Annotated in this window: 16 protein-coding genes and 1 riboswitch; of the genes, 8 read left to right on the top strand and 8 right to left on the bottom strand. The window is 38.9% G+C overall.

Annotation, left to right across the window (positions count from 1 at the left end; genetic code table 11):
• Window positions 1-12 precede the first annotated feature (12 nt).
• Genes DZB84_RS08535 through DZB84_RS08525 form a run of 3 tightly spaced genes read right to left on the bottom strand, consistent with a single transcriptional unit; the run spans window position 13 to window position 2,576 of the window.
• Entirely contained in the window at window positions 13-822 is an 810-nt protein-coding gene (locus DZB84_RS08535; protein WP_116351839.1) for an ABC transporter permease, read from the bottom strand.
• A complete protein-coding gene (locus tag DZB84_RS08530; RefSeq protein WP_116351838.1) occupies window positions 800-1,579 on the bottom strand; it encodes an ABC transporter ATP-binding protein in 780 nt (259 codons plus the stop codon). The genes DZB84_RS08535 and DZB84_RS08530 overlap by 23 nt, the downstream gene beginning before the upstream one ends.
• A 10-nt stretch (window positions 1,580-1,589) precedes the next feature.
• Entirely contained in the window at window positions 1,590-2,576 is a 987-nt protein-coding gene (locus DZB84_RS08525; RefSeq protein ID WP_116351837.1) for an ABC transporter substrate-binding protein, read from the bottom strand.
• A 205-nt stretch (window positions 2,577-2,781) separates the two neighbouring features.
• Between DZB84_RS08525 and DZB84_RS08520 the strand changes: the two genes are divergently transcribed.
• Entirely contained in the window at window positions 2,782-3,588 is an 807-nt protein-coding gene (locus tag DZB84_RS08520; RefSeq protein ID WP_116351879.1) for an alpha/beta hydrolase family protein, read from the top strand.
• Between the two features lie 27 nt (window positions 3,589-3,615).
• Here DZB84_RS08520 and pckA read toward each other — a convergent pair whose 3' ends face one another.
• Window positions 3,616-5,205, bottom strand: coding sequence for a phosphoenolpyruvate carboxykinase (ATP) (pckA, locus tag DZB84_RS08515; protein WP_116351836.1), 1,590 nt, complete (start codon window positions 5,203-5,205; stop codon window positions 3,616-3,618).
• A 266-nt stretch (window positions 5,206-5,471) separates the two neighbouring features.
• Window positions 5,472-5,635: riboswitch (SAM riboswitch) on the top strand.
• A gap of 256 nt (window positions 5,636-5,891) precedes the next feature.
• On the opposite strand from pckA, the gene metK reads away from it, so the two are divergent.
• Window positions 5,892-7,091 (top strand): methionine adenosyltransferase, encoded by a 1,200-nt coding sequence (gene metK, locus DZB84_RS08510; RefSeq protein ID WP_116351835.1) that lies wholly within the window; start codon window positions 5,892-5,894, stop codon window positions 7,089-7,091.
• A 41-nt stretch (window positions 7,092-7,132) separates the two neighbouring features.
• Here metK and DZB84_RS08505 read toward each other — a convergent pair whose 3' ends face one another.
• Window positions 7,133-7,675, bottom strand: a complete 543-nt coding sequence (locus tag DZB84_RS08505) for a gamma carbonic anhydrase (protein WP_116351834.1) — start codon at window positions 7,673-7,675, stop codon at window positions 7,133-7,135.
• Window positions 7,676-7,823: 148 nt separating this feature from the next.
• Here DZB84_RS08505 and DZB84_RS08500 point away from each other — a divergent pair, with 148 nt between their 5' ends.
• Complete coding sequence (locus DZB84_RS08500; RefSeq protein WP_116351878.1) at window positions 7,824-8,861, top strand: tetraprenyl-beta-curcumene synthase family protein; 1,038 nt, start codon at window positions 7,824-7,826, stop codon at window positions 8,859-8,861.
• A gap of 191 nt (window positions 8,862-9,052) precedes the next feature.
• Here the strand turns inward: DZB84_RS08500 and mnmM are convergent, their stop codons facing one another.
• Window positions 9,053-9,625, bottom strand: a complete 573-nt coding sequence (gene mnmM, locus DZB84_RS08495; RefSeq protein ID WP_116351833.1) for a tRNA 5-(aminomethyl)-2-thiouridylate-methyltransferase MnmM — start codon at window positions 9,623-9,625, stop codon at window positions 9,053-9,055.
• Window positions 9,622-10,584: a tRNA modification radical SAM protein MnmL/YtqA gene (mnmL, locus tag DZB84_RS08490; RefSeq protein ID WP_116351832.1), complete on the bottom strand. Its 963-nt coding sequence runs from the start codon at window positions 10,582-10,584 to the stop codon at window positions 9,622-9,624. Before mnmL ends, mnmM begins: the two co-directional genes overlap by 4 nt.
• A 472-nt stretch (window positions 10,585-11,056) precedes the next feature.
• Here mnmL and DZB84_RS08485 point away from each other — a divergent pair, with 472 nt between their 5' ends.
• Window positions 11,057-11,338, top strand: coding sequence for a YtzC family protein (locus DZB84_RS08485; protein WP_116351831.1), 282 nt, complete (start codon window positions 11,057-11,059; stop codon window positions 11,336-11,338).
• Window positions 11,339-11,351: 13 nt separating this feature from the next.
• On the top strand, window positions 11,352-11,513 hold the full coding sequence (locus DZB84_RS08480; protein WP_116351830.1) for a glycogen biosynthesis protein GlgD: 162 nt from the start codon (window positions 11,352-11,354) through the stop codon (window positions 11,511-11,513).
• Between the two features lie 164 nt (window positions 11,514-11,677).
• On the opposite strand, the gene DZB84_RS24855 is transcribed toward DZB84_RS08480, so the two are convergent.
• The gene (locus DZB84_RS24855) at window positions 11,678-11,824 is read right to left on the bottom strand and encodes a hypothetical protein (RefSeq protein ID WP_189655186.1); all 147 of its coding nucleotides are present in this window, start codon (window positions 11,822-11,824) and stop codon (window positions 11,678-11,680) included.
• 563 nt (window positions 11,825-12,387) lie between these two features.
• On the opposite strand from DZB84_RS24855, the gene DZB84_RS08475 reads away from it, so the two are divergent.
• The 3 genes from DZB84_RS08475 (at window position 12,388) to DZB84_RS08465 (ending at window position 16,668) form a co-directional block, all read left to right on the top strand.
• Complete coding sequence (locus DZB84_RS08475) at window positions 12,388-13,578, top strand: MDR family MFS transporter (protein ID WP_116351829.1); 1,191 nt, start codon at window positions 12,388-12,390, stop codon at window positions 13,576-13,578.
• 90 nt (window positions 13,579-13,668) lie between these two features.
• Window positions 13,669-15,042: a sigma-54 interaction domain-containing protein gene (locus DZB84_RS08470; protein WP_116351828.1), complete on the top strand. Its 1,374-nt coding sequence runs from the start codon at window positions 13,669-13,671 to the stop codon at window positions 15,040-15,042.
• 306 nt (window positions 15,043-15,348) lie between these two features.
• The gene (locus tag DZB84_RS08465) at window positions 15,349-16,668 is read left to right on the top strand and encodes a GntP family permease (RefSeq protein WP_116351827.1); all 1,320 of its coding nucleotides are present in this window, start codon (window positions 15,349-15,351) and stop codon (window positions 16,666-16,668) included.
• Window positions 16,669-16,670 lie beyond the last annotated feature (2 nt).

Here is a 16,670-nt window from a genome sequence, read left to right as displayed (position 1 = left end):
TAGAAGAGCTTTTTATTTGGAGTCTTTTATTAATTTTTTTTCAAGGTACTCGACGCCTTGGTACATAAGTGTCGCACAGATTGCGATTAATAATAAGCTTAGGAAGATCAATGTGAAATTGAACACCTGGAATCCATAGATAATGAGATAGCCTAATCCCTGCTTTGAGACAAGGAATTCCCCAACGATGACCCCAACCCATGATAATCCAACATTTACCTTTAATGTTGAGATAATTGCTGGGAAAGACGAGGGAAGTATGACATTGCGGAATATTTGTTTCCGATTTGCTCCAAACGTTAACAAGACTTTAATATAGTTATAATCGACTTCTTTAAACGAGGTATAGACGACAATCGTGGTGATGATGATGGATATAATTGCACCCATTGCGATGATTGAAATATATCCTGTTCCTAATGCCACAATTAAGATCGGACCAAGTGCAACCTTTGGCATGGCATTGAGAACAACTAAATATGGATCAAGAATGTTTGATAGACGTTCAGACCACCATAAAATTGCCGCAATCAAAGCTCCTAAGAGGGTTCCTAAAATAAACCCAAGAACGGTTTCAAACAATGTCACCGCAAGATTATTAAACAATGTTCCATCATTCATTTTCTCTAAAAAGAGCGTCCAAATTTTAGATGGGCGACTAAAGATTAAAGGGTCAATCCAATGATATCGACTCGCAATCTCCCAAATACCGAAAAAGACGAGAAAAATTAGGGCTTGATAAAAACGAACCACTTTTTTCTCTTTTTGAATGTTCTGTAAGAAATGATTATGGAGTTCTTTAATGTTGAGATTTTGTTTCAAGTTTATCTAACTCCTCCCATATTTGCTGAAAAATGTTCGAATACTCTGGGTGCTGTCTTGCATCAAATGGAGTTTCATTTTGTAAGTTTTCTGGGATATCAAATACTCTTGCAATTTTTCCTGGACTCTTCGATAGGAGATAAATTCGGTCACTCATAGCAATGGCTTCTCCGATATCATGTGTGACTAGGACGGCTGTTTTGCGATATTCCTTGAGGGTATCAGAAACGAGATCTTCTAATTTTAGCTTTGTTTGAAAATCTAATGCGGAGAATGGTTCATCAAGTAGGAGTATTTTTGGATTTGTCGCCAAGGTTCGAACCAAAGCAGCTCTTTGTCTCATTCCACCTGAAAGCTGGTTTGGATACGACTTTTCAACCCCTTTCAACCCAATTTCCTCAAGTAGTGCTAATGTGTTTTTTCTTGATTGATCTGTTTCTTGATTCATAATTTGAAGCCCTACAAGAATGTTCTCCTCAATCGTCTTCCATGGAAACAAGTAATCCTGCTGTAGCATATATCCAATATCAGACTTTGCCTTTTCAATCGTCTTTCCTTCAATTAAAACCTCCCCAAATGTTGGTTTTAATAATCCAGCGATTATGGAGAGTAATGTTGTTTTACCACACCCACTTGGGCCGAGGAGGGAGATGAACTCCCCTTCCTCGATTGTGAGCGAAATGTCTTCGAGTGCAGTCGTTGTAGAATCCTTTGTAAAATAAACATGGTGTAGATCTTTTACTGACAAAAAGTTCATAGTAACACTCCTAATTTGAGATGACTTTTTCGGCAATACTTGTGTTCACAAGTGTGTCATAATCAATTCTCTTTGGTAATTCACCTGCTTCATCCATGATGTCCTGCAAATTATTCCACGCTTCTTCTGATAGGACAGGGTTTGTTGCATAAGAGCCTTGGTTCTTATAACGTTCAATAGAGGATGTGATTAAATCCATAGGTGTATCTGGAAAGAATTCTTGAACGGATTTTGCAATTTCTTCTGGACTATGTGAATCTACCCATTGCTGCGCTTTGTAGACTGCGCGTGTGAATTTTTCAACAGCATCTCCATTCTCATCAATAAAGCTTTGCTTTGTCATAAATGTTGTATAGGGCACCTTCCCAGATTCTTCACCGAAGGAAGCAACAATATATCCACGCCCTTCTTTTTCAAACAAACTAGCAGTCGGTTCAAATAATTGGACAAAGTCACCTGTACCTGATGCAAAAGCGCTAGAAATGTTTGCAAAGTCAATGTTTTGAATTAAATTTAAATCGCCATGTGGGTCAATATCATTCTTCTTTAAGACAAATTCCCCAACCATTTGTGGCATTCCACCTTTACGTTGACCAAGGAATGTACTATCTTTAATTTGGTCCCAGCTAAAGTCTTCAATATTTTCTCTTGCCATTAAAAACGTACCGTCCGTTTGTGTAAGAGCTGCAAAGTTAATAACAGGGTCGGTTGAGCCTTGTGCTTCTACATAAATAGATGTTTCCGAACCAACTAAGGCAACATCAGCACCGCCAGAAATTAACGCAGTCATGGTTTTATCGCCACCTGGAACGGTTGTTAATTCAATTTTTAGACCTTCTTCTTCAAAAAATCCTTCTGAAATGGCTACATACTGAGGTGCGTAAAACACAGAACGCGTTACCTCGGCAATTCGGATTTTTTGAACCTGGTCATTATTACAAGCGGCTAATGGAATAATAAGCAGTAATGCAAAAAGGCTAGCAAAAAAACGACGCATGTCTTCATTCCTCCTTGACAGATGTTCTGTCTGCTTAAGTATTATCTAAGATAGATTATGAAACGTGATAAAATCTGCTATAGACTTATCTAGGATAGATTATGAAACGTGACAAAAATGTGTGATAGCCTATTTTTTGTTTTTATTGAGGAGGGTCTATAAAATTTTTTTCGAAAATAATGTGGTAGAGAGGATGGATAAAATGGTGGATGGCACAATTATCGAAAAGCAAAGATTTCCGTCTCCTAGCCCTAAAATTAATCTTTATTTAATTACATATTTGAGTAAAGGATTGAAAATAAAAGGGTATCTTGCTGAACCAAAGGAAGAAGGGGTTTATGACGGATTTTTATATTTGCGTGGCGGAATTAAAAATGTAGGGAAGGTTCGAATTGGTCGGATTATTCAATTTGCCTCAGAGGGTTTTGTAGTGATGGCACCTTTTTATCGTGGAAATCAAGGGGGAGAGGGAAACGAGGATTTTGCAGGACATGATCGATATGACGCATTTTCTGCGGTTAAAGTGTTGGAAGTACATGAAAAAGTGAATCCAACTCGAATACATGTCTTTGGTTTTTCACGTGGAGGTGTGATGGCCCTACTCACGGCAATCCATCAACCACAAATTTGTTCGATTGTTTCATGGGGAGGCGTAAGTGATTTAAGTCTTACATATGTAGAACGAAATGATTTGAGACGAATGCTGAAACGGGTAATTGGAGGTACACCTACAAAATACCCGGAACGTTATAGGTGGAGAACGCCTTTGTATGAAATTGAAAAGCTTGAAGCCCCATTACTTATTATCCATGGTGAAAAAGATGAAAATGTTTCTGTCGAACACGCATATCGACTTGAAAAAAGAGTAAGAGAGTTAGGAAAACAGGTAGAAAGCTGGTATTTTCCACAATACGATCATTATTTTCCGCCGCATGAAAATAGGGAAACGGTGAGGAGATTAACGGAGTGGATGAAAACAAGGGAGCACAAAACCAAAAAGCTCGAGGTGTGATTTTCCTCGAGCTTTTAAACATTGAAATTATATTCTAGGTCCACCTAATAATTCAATTTCCTTTGCAACATTAGGGAACTTTTTGAAGTTTTCTTTGAATTTAATAGCTAATTCTTTGGCCTTTACATAGTACGTACTTTGGTCTGCCCATGTTTTTGCAGGTTGCAGTACATCATCAGGAACACCTGGAATGTGAATTGGAATTTCTAAACCGAAAATATCATTTTTCACGGTTTCCGCATGAGTAAGTTCACCCTCTAACGCTGCTTGAACCATTGCACGTGTATATGAGAGTTTCATGCGACTGCCTACTCCATACTCTCCACCTGTCCACCCAGTATTCACTAAAAATACCTGAACATTGTGCTCGTCAATTTTTCTTCCAAGCATCTCAGCATACTCAGTTGCTGCAAGTGGAAGGAAAGGAGATCCAAAGCAAGTTGAGAATGTTGCTTCAGGTGCTGTCACCCCTCGCTCTGTTCCTGCAAGCTTACTTGTGTACCCACTTAGGAAATGGTACATGGCTTGTTCTTTAGTTAGCTTACTAATTGGAGGAAGCACACCGAAAGCATCTGCTGTTAGAAAAACAATGGTATTCGGATGACCTGCAATGCTAGGTACAATAATATTATCGATATTGTCGATTTGGTAGGCAGCTCTTGTATTTTCCGTCAATGAATTGTCATCATAATCAGCTATTCTAGATTCTTTATCAACAACAACATTTTCTAAAACTGAGCCAAAACGAATCGCATCAAAAATTTGCGGTTCTTTTTCACGTGAAAGATTGATGCATTTCGCATAGCAGCCACCTTCAATATTAAACACTCCAGAGCTAGACCAACCGTGCTCGTCATCTCCAATAAGTCGACGGTTTGGATCTGCAGATAGAGTTGTTTTTCCTGTTCCGGATAGACCAAAGAAAAGCGCAACGTCCCCTTCTTGACCTACATTAGCAGAGCAGTGCATGGAAAGTATGTTTTGCTCAGGCAATACATAGTTCATCACGGAGAAAATTGATTTTTTAATTTCACCTGCATACTCCGTTCCTCCTATTAAAACTGTCCGTTTTTCAAAGGAAATAATGATGAAGGTTTCAGAACGTGTGCCATCGACTTCAGGATCTGCCTTAAAATTAGGTGCACTAATAACTGTGAATTCAGGTTGATGTGTTTTTAAGTCTTCTTCAGTTGGTCGAACAAACAATTGTTGGGAAAAAAGATTATGCCATGCATATTCGTTTATCACTTGGATAGGCATACGCACTTTTTTATCAGCACCTGCATACCCATTGAATACAAAAATCTCATCTTTTTCTTTCAAATATGAAAGCACCTTTGTGTAAAGGTTTTCAAATGCAGCTTCAGAAATTGGCTTATTTACCTTGCCCCAGTCAATTCTATCTTTCGTAGATGTTTCTTCTACGATGTATTTGTCTTCTGGTGATCTTCCTGTATATTTCCCAGTTGTTGCACATACAGCCCCAGTCGAAGTAAGAATTCCTTCTTGTCTAGCAAGTACTTTCTCAACTAAAATAGGAACAGATAGGTTATGATGTACATTTTTTCCATTCACTAATGCTACTAGCTGCTCATTTGAAACTTCAACTGAATTCATGTAAAACCATCCTTTACCTTTTTTTATATAATCGAAATTTACAATTAGTATAACACATTAACGAAAATAGTCTATACTATTTACGTATTTTACGTAACATATCTATAAAAAGTGCGTACAGATTCAAAAATAGTCCGATATAATTCATGTGTTTGGATATATATCTTTTTCTTGAAAAAAATTGACACATTTCGAACGTGTTTTTTTCCGAATTTGGTTGACATGAAAAGGATGACTACGTTATGATAATTCATTGAACGGATACTCTCTTATCCCGAGCTGGCGGAGGGACAGGCCCGATGAAACCCGGCAACCATCACTTTTTACATATCAAGTGAGTTTTTGAGAATCCTATACATATAAGTAGGTCTCCATTGATAAAGGTGATAAGGTGCTAACCTGAGCAAGGTATGTCCTTGATCGATAAGAGTGAAAGGCGAGATAAATGATAATACCTTTCCTCAAAAAAGTAGGGAAGGTTTTTTATTTCTTTAATAAGAACTATGTTACTTATAGCGGTTATATGTGTTCACCACAGATAACTAGTCTACATATGCTGTATTAATGGTTGTTAATATAGGATAGAAAATCGTGAAGGTAACAATACTAAGGGAATGAGTACCGTATCAATGAATGTCAGAATTTGAGGATACTTGATTCTGAATCCGAAAAAGGAGGAAGCGTTTGTGACAACTAGACGCCGTTTATTTACTTCTGAGTCTGTTACGGAAGGACATCCAGATAAAATCTGTGACCAAATTTCAGATTCTATTTTAGATGCCATCTTAGCAAATGATGCAAATGCACGCGTAGCGTGTGAAACTTCTGTTACAACAGGTCTTGTACTTGTTGCGGGAGAAATTACAACCTCTACATATGTAGATATCCCAAAGATTGTCCGTGAAACGATTAAAGAGATTGGTTATACCCGTGCAAAATACGGATTTGACTATGAAACTTGTGCTGTCTTAACATCAATTGATGAGCAATCTCCAGACATTGCGATGGGGGTTGACCAAGCATTAGAGGCTCGTGAAGGTCAAATGACAGACGAGCAAATCGAAGCAATTGGTGCAGGGGATCAAGGCTTAATGTTTGGTTATGCATGTAATGAAACAAAGGAGTTAATGCCTTTACCAATTTCGTTAGCTCATAAGCTTTCACGCCGTTTAACGAAAGTTCGTAAGGATGAGATTCTTCCATATTTACGTCCAGATGGAAAAACTCAGGTTACCGTAGAGTATGATGAGAATAATAATCCTGTCCGTATCGACACCATTGTTATTTCAACTCAGCACCATCCGGAAATCACATTGGAACAAATTCAGCGAAATCTAAAAGAACATGTAATCAATCCAGTTGTTCCAAGTGAACTAATTGATGAAAATACGAAATACTTTATTAACCCAACTGGCCGCTTTGTAATTGGTGGTCCTCAAGGGGATGCTGGCTTAACAGGTCGTAAAATTATTGTTGATACGTATGGTGGTTATGCACGCCATGGCGGTGGTGCATTCTCAGGTAAGGATCCAACTAAGGTTGACCGTTCTGCTGCATATGCTGCACGTTATGTTGCAAAAAACCTCGTGGCAGCTGGACTAGCGGATAAGTGTGAAGTTCAGCTTGCATACGCAATCGGAGTTGCTCAGCCAGTTTCTATTTCTGTTGATACTTTCGGTACAGGAACTGTATCGGAGGATGTTCTAGTAGAATTGGTTCGCAATAATTTTGATTTGCGTCCAGCGGGTATTATTAAAATGTTGGACCTTCGTCGTCCAATTTATAAACAAACTGCTGCATATGGTCACTTTGGTAGAAATGATCTTGATTTACCATGGGAGCGTACTGACAAAGCAGAAACTCTAAAGACACAAGCTGCAAAATAAGATAGAAAAGCTCGCCGATTTGGCGAGCTTTTTGTTCGTACTTATTTTTCTGTGTCTAGCTCCAGGCGCTTTTCATTTTGTAATTGTTTATAATGCTGTCCTTTTTCAACATATTCACGACGAATTCTAGCCATGTCTTTTTTATCCTCTGCGTTTAATTCACGAATCACCTTAGCGGGTCTACCAAAGGCGAGCGTGTTGGGCGGGATTTTCTTACCTTGTGGAACGAGGCTTCCAGCACCAATAAAAGCACCTTCACCAATTTCAGCACCATCAAGAATAATCGAACCCATTCCAATTAGGGCGTTTTTACGAATAATCGAGCTATGTAGGATAACCTGATGTCCAATTGTGACATCATCTTCAACGATTAAGGGATTGTTGGGGCTCTGATGCAAGGTCGAATTGTCCTGGATGCTCACTCTTTTTCCGATAACTGTTGGTGCAACATCACCTCGAATCACGGTATTAAACCATATATTCGTTTCCTCGCCAATTTTAACGTCACCGGTAACTGTTGCATAGTCCGCAATAAATGCAGATTCCGCAATTTCAGGATATTTCCCTTTGTATGGATAAATCATATTAGGTACCCCCACTTTTGTTTGATATTCGCTGTAATATCATTTAATGTTAGTGTATCAACTTTCACAAGTATCGTAAATCGACATATATTCAATCTATCTAAAATTTGAGGTGATATCTTTGGTACCAACACAACCAATTAGTTTAATGAAGAAAGTGTATCGTGAGGTATTTCCAATTGTACATCGTGAATTAGCTATTTGGAAAAAGAAAGCTGAGGAGATTCCAAATGAGGAGCTTCGGAAGCAGGCTTTGGCTAGTATTCATTCAAAAACATTTCACTGTGAAGGTGGATCCATCCTCGCCTTATTAGCAGAAGAAAAAATGGAGGAATGCATCCGTTTTATCGTAGCTTATCAAACAATTAGTGACTATCTGGATAATCTATGTGATCGAAGTACCTCATTAGACCCTGTCGATTTTCGTTCGCTTCATGATTCCATGCCAGATGCATTGCGACCAGGGCAACCCACAAAAAATTATTATCAGTACCGCGATGAGCAGGATGATGCTGGGTATTTAGAAAGCCTAGTCTTAACTTGTCAGGATGTTCTTCAAAACATCAACCACTATGATAAAATAGATACTTTTTTACAGGAATTAGCAGCCTATTATTGTGATCTGCAAATACATAAACATGTAAAAGTAGAAGAGCGTGTCCCAAGGCTTGAGAACTGGTTTAAAAGCCATCAAGATCAACTTCCACGTATGGAATGGTATGAATTTTCAGCGTGCTCAGGGTCAACACTAGGCATTTTTTGTTTAGTGGCTTATTCGTTTCATGAGAAATTCAACCAGGAAATTGCAGTTAAAGTTAGAAATGGGTATTTTCCTTATATACAAGGGCTCCATATCCTTCTTGATTATTTCATTGACCAAGAAGAGGATCGTCAAGGTGGGGACTTGAATTTTTGTTTTTACTATCCACATGAAAATGAACTTGTGGCTCGTCTTAAGCATTTTATTAATGAAGCGGACAAGCATACAGCAGGATTACCAAATGAAAAATTCCATCGAATGATTAATCGAGGATTATTGGGCCTCTATTTATCAGATGAAAAGGTTCGAACACAACGAAGTGTTTTAAAAATTGCAAAGAAAATCATTAGACTAGGTGGGAAGACATCGTTTTTCTTTTACATGAATGGACGGGCTTACCGTAGATTTCAACAAGTAATTGGATAAAAAAAGATAGAGCGGTGGAGCTCTATCTTAATTTTTATAAGTAAAACTTTGGGCAGAACATTCCAGACTAACTTGAAAACGCTTGTCAGACAAGGCCGCAGTCGATTGAAGACGCGAATAGAAGTTGCCCTCATGAGCGGACGAGAGAGGCAAGCAACGAAGTATGCGAGCGTTTGTCAACAGTCTAGGCTCTATCTTTTTTCAATGGAGATAATAAAAGGCGGATTATTCATTTGATTCATAAAACGATACATTAATACATGAGCGCGTTGTTGGTCAAGTGTTGAACAGTATTCCAGAAGGCGATCTCGCTCGACAGCCCCTTCATCATGACCGTGATACACCACAAGGACAATAATACCCTCAGGCTTCATAAGAGATAATAATTGCTCTATCGCTTCAATCGTAGAATCTGGTTTTGTGACAATTTCCTTATTTCCACCAGGTAAATATCCTAAATTAAAAACGGCACCAGCAATTTTCCCGTGGGCTTCTTTCGGTATTGTCGTTAAAAGTTGATTATGGCTTTTATGAAACAAGCTTACACGATTGAGTAATTCTTGCTCTTTCAGTCGGGAAGTTGTACTTTCGATTGCTTCTCTTTGAATATCGAAGCCAAAAACATGTCCACTATCACCAACTAAGGACGCTAGCATAGCGGTGTCATGTCCATTTCCAATCGTTGCATCAACGGCATAATCTCCTTCGTTAATAGCAAGATTGAGTACTTTCCGGGCGAACGGAAGAATTCGATCTAATTTCATACGCTTTCCGCCACCTTTTGATAATATTTACCTTGATAGCTGTCACGACGATTTAATTCAGCATCAATTGTATTAAGAACCTCCCATTTGTTAACGCTCCACATTGGTCCTACCATTAAATCAATTGGACCATCCCCTGTTATGCGATGAACAATCATTTCTGGGGGTAAAATTTCAAGTTGGTCACAAACTAATTGTACGTATTCATCAAAAGAGAGGAATTCCAAAAGTCCTTTTTCATATTGCTTGACCATCGGGGTTCCTTTTAATAAATGGAGCAAATGAATTTTTATTCCTTGTACATCGAGTTTCGCAACTTCCCTAGCTGTATCCATCATCATCTCTGGCGATTCCTGTGGCAGTCCATTAATAATATGGGAGCATATTCGAATATTGTGCTTGCGAAGTTTATTGACCCCGTCAACATAGCATTGAAAGTCGTGAGCACGATTAATAAGCTGGGCTGTTTTTTCATGAACGGTTTGTAGCCCAAGCTCAACCCAAAGATAAGTCCGTTCATTTAGCTCTGCTAAATATTCAACAACATCATCAGGAAGACAATCAGGCCTTGTTGCAATCGAAATGCCGACAACCCCTTCTTGATTTAAGACTGGCTCGAAACGTTCACGTAATACCTCTACAGGTGCGTGAGTATTTGTGAAGGCTTGGAAATACGCCATGTATTTACCGTCCTTCCATTTTTCATGCATTCTATTTCTTATTGTATGGAACTGTGTGAGGATATCATCTGCACGGTTTCCAGCAAAATCACCTGATCCTGCGACACTACAAAACGTACAGCCACCATGTGCCACTGTACCATCTCGATTAGGGCAATCAAACCCTCCATCAAGCGCTACTTTAAATACCTTATGTCCAAATGTATTTCGTAAGTGATAATTCCATGTATGATATCGTTTATTATCTGTTGAATATGGAAATGGGTTAACCTGAGGCATTTGTTTGCCACTCCTAACTAAGAAAAAATTCCTACAATCAAATCGCCTTGATGTATTTGCGCCAATTTCAGCCCACTCGAGGCGGGTCACAAAGACGTTGCAACACGTTCATAGTCTTCGTTTACTCTATCAGCTTAACTGGCAAATTGCCACCCCATGAGGGGCTAGTGCAGATTCATGCTGAAAAGCTTCTACTAAAAATTGCATGTTTCCCTGAGGCTTTAATTTTTTCAGCAAAATAGAGGCTTCTGCAGAATTAAGTTAATATTAGCATGCAGTCTTTTACGAACTCAAATGGAATTCAAAAGTTCAAAGACTAAGAACGCCACATCCTGTGGCAACGTCTTTGTGACCCACGTCGTGTGGGCCTCATAAATTGGTAATAACTTTTCTGAGAGAAGAAATCAAGGTTGAACACACTATAAAGGAGAAAGCTTTCGTTTTTCTCATTTTGGAATTAGGAGGGGGAAGTATGGCTACTCGACAATCTGTTGAGGCATTTATGCAGCGCTGTGAGGATTCTCTTCGTAATGCCCAAGAACAAATCAACACTGCTAGAAGACAAGAAGCTTATAATGCAACGGAGTATACCGACGCACAAATGCAATTGGAGGATGTCACAAACGAATTGGCAAAGCTTGCACAAAGCTGTAATGACCAGCAGCGTGAGCAGTTGCACCGAATGAGACTACAATTGCAGCAACTCCAAAATGATATGACTTTGGATGCGAATATCATTCAAGAGTATAAATAGGGGATGAAGATCAATGAAAAAGCGTTCAGACCAAAATAATCCTGAGCAAAAGACGAAAAATGGTAGAAATAGCAATGATGTAGAATTTGGACAGGATTTTGACCCTGTGAAAAAGTCAAAGCAAAATTACCTTAAAAAAGGGCAACCGATAAAATCAAAGCAACGCCCTGAATAAACGTTGAACCGACAAGTGTTCTTGCTTGTCGGTTTTTACCTTATGTCCCTTACTTCATCAGTAATTTACCGTTACTCTGTTCTTGCGTACCAGGGGCGTGTTGAAATTCCAAAAGCATGTACCGCAACAAGGCTCTAGCAGTACATGCACGCCAAAAATTCCCTTCAGCATGTACCGTGACCTCGTTCTTGCGTAGCATGCTCATGTTGAAATTCCCCAATCATGTACCGCAACAAGGTTCTTGCAGTACATGCACGCCAAAAATTCCCCTCAGCATGTGCCGTGACCTCGTTCTTGCGGTACATGCTCATGTTGAAATTCTCCAATCATGTACCGCAACAAGGCTCTAGCAGTACATGCACGCCAAAAATTCCCTTCAGCATGTACCGTGACCTCGTTCTAGCGTAGCATGCTCAGGTTGAAACTTCCCCAATCATGTACCGCAACAAGGCTCTTGCAGTACATGCACGCTCAAAATTTGCCTCAGCATGTACCGTGGCCTCGTTCTAGCGTAGCATGATCAAGTTGAAACTTCCCAATCATGTACCGCAAAAAGGTTCTTGCAGTACATGTACGCTCAAAATTCGCCCAATCATGTACCTTGACTTAGTTCTTGCGTAGCATGCTCATGTTGAAACTTGTACCGCAACCTCGTTCTTCCGTACTGCTATAACAAAGCTCTTCATTTTTCTATACTCCCATTTTGGCGTGTACATCCATCCAATTTTCCCTAAAAGTACGTATTTCCAAAGATTATCTTACAACTGTTGCTTGTCCTTTTATCGGAATACTTTTTTAAATTGATTAAAGGTATGGAAAGGAATAAAATTTATTTTGGTATGTGAAGGAAAAAGGGAAAAAAGGAGGTGCCCGTATGCCGAGAGCGCTTTGGATGATCATCATCGGAATGGTAATTAATGTAACTGGTTCATCTTTTTTATGGCCGTTAAATGCGATTTATATTCATGGACATTTAGGAAAGTCTTTATCTGTAGCAGGTCTTGTGTTAATGGTGAATGCGGGTGCGACTGTTATCGGTAATTTAGTGGGTGGCGTCCTATTTGATAAAATTGGTGGCTACAAGTCAATTCTTGCAGGAATCCTCATTTCCTTGGTGGCTCTTACAGGATTGACCTTCTATCATGGGTGGCCACATTATGTTATTTTTCTAACCATCATCGGCCTAGGTACGGGGATGGTGTTTCCAGCCATGTTCGCAATGGCGGGAGCTGTTTGGCCAGAAGGTGGGAGAAGGTCATTTAATGCTGTCTATATCGCGCAGAACCTCGGAGTAGCGATAGGCTCAGGTCTTGGTGGATTTGTAGCATCTTACTCGTTTGATTATATTTTTATGGCAAATACATTGATGTACGTCTTATTCTTCTTGGTAGCATTATTCGGCTATCGTGGAATACATGCTGAAAAAGGAAAACAAACAAGTATGCTTGAACAATCTAAAATAGTCAAAAACCGTTCGAAATTAACTGCCCTATTGATTCTTTGTATCGGTTATGTTTTATGTTGGGTGGCATATGTGCAATGGCAGGCTACAATTTCAAGCTATACACAGGACATTGGCATTACATTAAAACAATATAGTTTATTATGGACAGTGAACGGTGGATTAATTGTTCTCGGACAGCCGTTACTGAACATGGCGATAAAAACCATTGCTAAATCCTTGAAAAAACAAATTATCCTTGGAATTCTTATTTTTATTTGTTCGTTTCTACTAGTCTCGACTGCTGACTCATTTAGTGGATTTTTAGTGGCAATGATTATTTTAACGGTTGGTGAAATGTTTGTTTGGCCGGCTGTCCCAACGATTGCAAATGATCTTGCACCAAAAGGGAGAGAAGGTTTTTATCAAGGGATTGTAAATAGTACGGCTACCGGTGGCAGAATGATTGGACCTGTCCTTGGTGGAATGCTCGTTGATTTATGGGGAATGAGTATGTTATTCACAGTTTTAGCAGTATTGTTGGTTGTTTCCATTTTTACAACTGTTATCTATGATAGAAAACTAAAAGAAAAAAGCAATATTGTACTAAGTGCGAAGGCCTGATACATGATTTGTATCGGGTCTTTATTATTTATCCCCTTTAATGAATTGCGATTCAGATGATATGATGTACCTAGGGGAGAGTGTGGGAAAATGTTTAATCAAGATGATTTGGAATTCAAAAATAAGATTCTAGAAACGATTATTGATACTGCTTATGAATGGATTGTCGTCGTAGATCATCAGGGGAAAATAGTGTATATCAATCACAATTATTGTGAGTTCTTAGAGGTCAATCGAGAAGAAGTCATTGGAACACATGTAACAGAGGTTATTGAAAATAGTAGGATGCATATTGTGGTTCAAACTGGGGAAGAGGAAATTGGGAGCCCTCATTATATTAAAGGAAACTATATGATTGCCAATCGGATTCCGATACATTCAGATAACAAAATTATTGGGGCAGTTGGCGCCGTTATTTTCCGAGATACAAAAGCCTTGAATAAAATGAACACTCATATTAAAAGCCTAATGTCACAGCTCCAAACATATATAGAAGATTGGCAGGAGAATAATGGGGCGAAATATACATTAAATGATATCAAGACGGAATCTAGGCAAATTCTCGAATTAAAGGAGAAGGTTAAAAATATCGCATCAGGGGATATTTCCGTTCTGATTAGAGGAGAAAGCGGGACCGGTAAGGAATTATTCGCCCATAGTATCCATCAATTAAGTGAGAGAAGTAAAAATCCTTTTATCAAAATTAATTGTGGTGCAATCCCAGAGCATTTGTTGGAATCTGAGCTGTTTGGGTACGAGGAAGGTGCATTTACTGGGGCAAAAAAGGGTGGTAAAAAAGGTAAATTTATTCTCGCAGATGGAGGGACCATTTTTTTAGATGAAGTCGGTGATATGCCGTTACATATGCAAATAAAGTTATTGCGCGTACTCCAGGAAAAAGAAGTCGAACCAGTGGGTGCACTAAATCCTATTCCTGTGGATGTTCGAGTGATTGCAGCGACTAATCGACCATTAGAGCAAATGATCGTTGAAAAACGATTTAGGGAGGATTTATTTTATCGCATCAATGTCATTCCATTTACAATCCCTCCACTAAGAGAAAGACCAGAGGATATTATTCCTTTAACAAAGTATTTTATCGAGAGAGCCTCAAAGCGAATGGGAAAGCGTATCACCGCTATTGATGATGAGGTGATGAATATTCTTCAAGTCCATCAATGGCCAGGAAACCTCCGTGAACTCGAAAATGTAATAGAAGCTGCCATTCATTTAACAACTGGAGAAAAAATTGAAATTAGTTCATTACCAGATTATTTGGTGGATGATCCGAAATTATTAATTGGTCAAAAATCATTAAAGGAAATCCTTGAGGATACTGAAAGAAGGGTCCTCTCTAAAACACTGCATAAATACAATAATGATAAGCAATTAGCAGCAAAAGCACTCGGTATTAGTAAGTCTAGCATGTACGAAAAACTTAAAAAGCTAAACCTTGAAATATAGATTCCAGGTTTCCGGAACGTAATTCCGGTTTTCTGGAATCCTTTTTTTTATCCAAAATACAGGCTTTTATACGGAACTTAAAATCTAGCATTCCAGAATTCTGGAATTTATATAAAAATAGAAAGTAAAATATGGCGAATTTCTGAACTTTACAAAGTTGGCACGCCACTTGCAACAAAGTAAATTGAAATTTTTTATAAATGGGTGGTGAAAAATTCTAAAATGCATCAAGCCGGTTGTACATTTATTAAATGATCTATGAAGAGAAATGAAAACGGTTACTATTTTGAGTGAGGGGGAAACACAATGCTTAGTATGATAGGCCTTATTGGCGGTTTATTATTGCTGATTTATTTAACAATGAGGGGGATGAACCTATTAATAGCAGGTCCTTTATGTGCCCTGTTTGTTGCCGTGTTAAGTGGACTACCGTTATTTCCACAGTTGGCAGGTGAGGGGGAAGCCAATTTTGTTGGAGACTATATGGCTGGATTTTCAAGTTTCGTTACTTCCTGGTACCTCATGTTCTTACTTGGTGCCATTTTTGGAAAGGTGATGGAGGACAGTGGTGCTGCAGATAGTGTATCAAGGTGGATTGTTGATAAATTAGGTATGAAATATGCAGTTTTCGCTATAGTACTTGCATGTGCTGTTTTAACGTATGGGGGAGTAAGCTTATTCGTTGTTGCTTTCTCAGTTTATCCGATGGCAATCAGCTTATTTAAAGAAGCGAATTTACCAAGAAGATTTATTCCAGCTACGCTGGCATTCGGTTCTGTTACATTCACAATGACTTCTGCGGGATCTCCAGAAATTCAAAACTGGATTCCAATAGAATATTTAGGTACATCACATTTAGCAGGCTGGGAAGTAAGTGCAATAGTAGCTGTATTTATGATGATTTTCGGCGGCTGGTGGTTAAAACGGATGATTAATAAAGCAGTTGCAAAAGGTGAGACCTTCGTTTCAAGAGAGAATGACCCAACGGTTGAAAATAAAGAACTCCCTCATCCGATTATGGGACTCATTCCATTGGCGGTAGTTCTTATCATTTCATTCATCTTTCATGACAAGCTTGCCCAATCTGCACTTATTATTGCTTTATTAGGTGGGGTTATTTCAACTTACTTATTAAATCGTAAGTATTTTACATCAATAGGAAAGGCTCTTTCAGATGGAACGCTGGGTGCGTTGATTGCAATTGGTAATACCGCAGCAGTTGTTGGATTTGGTGGAGTTGCAAAGGCGGTACCTGCTTTTCAGGTAGCTGTCGATGCAATGACAAGTATCCCTGGAAGTCCTTTAATCGGTGGCGCAATTGCTGTTAGTGTGATTGCTGGGATGACGGGGTCGGCCTCAGGTGGTCAGGTAATCGCACTTCCACTTATAGCCCCACATTACATGGATTTAGGGGTTAATCCAGAAGCACTTCATAGGGTTGCTGCTATATCGTCAGGTGCTTTAGATTCACTTCCACATAATGGATATGTTGTCACAACAGTTCGTTCCATTTGTGGAGAATCACATAAAGATGCATATGGTGCAGTTGGAGCTTTAACAGTTATTGTTCCTACAATAGGGCTTATTTTAGCCATTATTTTGTTTTCATTAGGCTTAGGGATTTAGGA

The organism is Bacillus sp. HNG (assembly GCF_003400205.1).
Lineage (GTDB): Bacteria > Bacillota > Bacilli > Bacillales > Bacillaceae_L > Ferdinandcohnia.
Note: the sequence above shows the minus strand (reverse complement) of the source record. Positions and strands in the feature narration are given on the sequence as shown.

Bases quoted from the DNA above. Each gene is read 5' to 3' on its own strand.
- DZB84_RS08530 (WP_116351838.1), bottom strand. From the start codon at position 1,579: ATGAACTTTTTGTCAGTAAAAGATCTACACCATGTTTATTTTACAAAG.
- DZB84_RS08525 (WP_116351837.1), bottom strand. From the start codon at position 2,576: ATGCGTCGTTTTTTTGCTAGCCTTTTTGCATTACTGCTTATTATTCCA.
- pckA (WP_116351836.1), bottom strand. From the start codon at position 5,205: ATGAATTCAGTTGAAGTTTCAAATGAGCAGCTAGTAGCATTAGTGAAT.
- DZB84_RS08505 (WP_116351834.1), bottom strand. From the start codon at position 7,675: ATGATTTATCCATACAAAGGGAAATATCCTGAAATTGCGGAATCTGCA.
- DZB84_RS08500 (WP_116351878.1), top strand. From the start codon at position 7,824: ATGAAGAAAGTGTATCGTGAGGTATTTCCAATTGTACATCGTGAATTA.
- mnmM (WP_116351833.1), bottom strand. From the start codon at position 9,625: ATGAAATTAGATCGAATTCTTCCGTTCGCCCGGAAAGTACTCAATCTT.
- mnmL (WP_116351832.1), bottom strand. From the start codon at position 10,584: ATGCCTCAGGTTAACCCATTTCCATATTCAACAGATAATAAACGATAT.
- DZB84_RS08485 (WP_116351831.1), top strand. From the start codon at position 11,057: ATGGCTACTCGACAATCTGTTGAGGCATTTATGCAGCGCTGTGAGGAT.
- DZB84_RS08480 (WP_116351830.1), top strand. From the start codon at position 11,352: ATGAAAAAGCGTTCAGACCAAAATAATCCTGAGCAAAAGACGAAAAAT.
- DZB84_RS24855 (WP_189655186.1), bottom strand. From the start codon at position 11,824: ATGAGCATGTACCGCAAGAACGAGGTCACGGCACATGCTGAGGGGAAT.
- DZB84_RS08475 (WP_116351829.1), top strand. From the start codon at position 12,388: ATGCCGAGAGCGCTTTGGATGATCATCATCGGAATGGTAATTAATGTA.
- DZB84_RS08470 (WP_116351828.1), top strand. From the start codon at position 13,669: ATGTTTAATCAAGATGATTTGGAATTCAAAAATAAGATTCTAGAAACG.
- DZB84_RS08465 (WP_116351827.1), top strand. From the start codon at position 15,349: ATGCTTAGTATGATAGGCCTTATTGGCGGTTTATTATTGCTGATTTAT.